Consider the following 1,350-nt stretch of genomic DNA (forward strand, 5'->3'; position numbering starts at 1 on the left):
CGGATTACGATGCACAGGAGCGAATCAATGGGATGGCGGAAGAACTGATTCGCATCAGCCGCCTTTTGGCTGCGAAATAAAGGTTGGCCGAAAGCGATACAAAATAAAGGGGGACGGAAATGATGAAAATCACCGAATTGACGCTGTACACCGATCGTTTGGAGCAGGCGAAGCAGTTTTATACAAAAGTGCTGGAGCTGGAGCTGCTTGCGGAAGAGGCAGATTCGTTCACGGTCACCATCGGCTGGACAGCGCTGCGGTTCGCGGCTGTTCGGGATCAGAGCCGTCCCTTTTACCATATGGCTTTCAACATTCCGGAAAACAAGGTGGAAGAAGCGCGGGTGGGGCTAATTATGCATGAAGAGGACCCGCTCATATATTTCGAATCGTGGAATGCGCATTCGCTCTACTTTTCAGATGCGGCCGGCAATCTGATCGAGCTGATCGCACGGCATAACCTGGAAAACGCGAACGACACCCCTTTTAGCAGCCGCGATTTCCTCTGCGTCAGCGAAATCGGGCTGCCTGTAGAGGATGTGTTGGACACGGTGGAAGATTTAGAGATCGGGCTCGGGATTGGACCGTGGCGCGGGCCGACCGCTTCCTTTACTCCGATGGGGGATGAGGATGGCTTGCTGATTTTGGTTGCGTTCGGGCGAACCTGGTTCATGAGTGATGTACAAGCGCGTTTCCAACCCGCCGCAGTGACCATTCACGGTAATCGGGACCAGGATGTACATCTGCGCGGCTATGAGTTTCATATGGTTGCAGCAGATGTGCACGCTTGAAAACAGCCGTTCCTGCGGTGTTTGGGCGGTAGGTAGGTGTAGGACGGGGGCGAGTCGAAAATAATGATGGTGTAGGATGAAGCACTTGATGGGAGCTGAAGCTAGTATGGATATGAAAACGATTCGCGTGGCGGAACGGACGATCGCGTACAGAGAGGAAGGAAGCGGGCCGGCGCTACTTTTGCTCCACGGGTTTTGTGGAAGCCATGCTTATTGGGACAAAGTCGTTCCCGAATTGGCCAAAGAGTATCGCGTGCTGGCAACGGATTTGCCCGGGCACGGCGGGACGAGCCATGTAGAAGGGGCCGAGACAATCGATGCGATGGCGGATGAGGTCAAACTTTTGCTTGATCAGGCAGGGGTAGACAAAGTGATACTGCTTGGGCATTCGCTTGGCGGGTATCTCGCCTTGTCGATTGCGCAGCGCTATGAGGATCGTTTGCTAGGATTCGGCCTGATCCATTCCACCGCCTATCCTGACTCGCCCGAAGCGAAAAAGGGACGTGATGCGAACGTTGAAAAAGTGGGGCAGCAAGGAATCGCAGTTTTGATCGATGGCCTC

2 protein-coding genes are annotated in these 1,350 nt (G+C 54.1%); both read left to right on the plus strand.

Annotated features, from left to right (window positions below):
- Positions 1-119: 119 nt before the first annotated feature.
- Positions 120-788 (plus strand): VOC family protein, encoded by a 669-nt coding sequence (locus tag EDM56_RS30630; RefSeq protein ID WP_122921725.1) that lies wholly within the window; start codon positions 120-122, stop codon positions 786-788.
- An 88-nt stretch (positions 789-876) separates the two neighbouring features.
- A partial coding sequence (locus tag EDM56_RS30635) for an alpha/beta fold hydrolase (RefSeq protein WP_246009597.1) occupies positions 877-1,350 on the plus strand: 474 nt, incomplete at its 3' end.

Origin of the sequence: Brevibacillus fluminis (genome assembly GCF_003710825.1) — a bacterium.
GTDB classification, from domain to species: domain Bacteria; phylum Bacillota; class Bacilli; order Brevibacillales; family Brevibacillaceae; genus Brevibacillus_D; species Brevibacillus_D fluminis.

What these genes read in the sequence shown, in the direction of transcription:
- EDM56_RS30630 (WP_122921725.1), top strand. Translation starts at nt 120, where the DNA reads ATGATGAAAATCACCGAATTGACGCTGTACACCGATCGTTTGGAGCAG.